Source organism: Catenulispora pinistramenti (assembly GCF_018274385.1).
GTDB classification, from domain to species: Bacteria; Actinomycetota; Actinomycetes; order Streptomycetales; family Catenulisporaceae; genus Catenulispora; species Catenulispora pinistramenti.
Window position 1 is genome coordinate 1 of the sequence record NZ_JAAFYZ010000671.1, and the last position, 253, is coordinate 253.

The following is a 253-nucleotide window of genomic DNA, read 5'->3' on the forward strand; positions in this document are numbered from 1 at the left end:
CCCGAGCTGCGCTTCACCCCGTCGGGTGCGGCGGTCGCGAACTTCACCGTCGCGTCCACGCCCCGCACCCTGGACCGCCAGACCAACGAGTGGAAGGACGGCGACGCGCTGTTCCTGCGCTGCTCGATCTGGCGGCAGGCGGCGGAGAACGTCGCCGAGTCCCTGACCCGCGGTATGCGGGTGATCGTCTCCGGCCGGCTGCGCCAGCGGTCGTACGAGACGAAGGAGGGCGAGAAGCGCACGGTCGTGGAGC

General features: G+C 71.5%; 1 protein-coding gene. It reads left to right on the top strand.

Features of this window, described 5'->3' with window-relative positions; genetic code table 11:
• On the top strand, positions 1 to 253 hold a 253-nt coding region (gene ssb / locus KGQ19_RS49080), incomplete at both ends, for a single-stranded DNA-binding protein (RefSeq protein ID WP_212022557.1).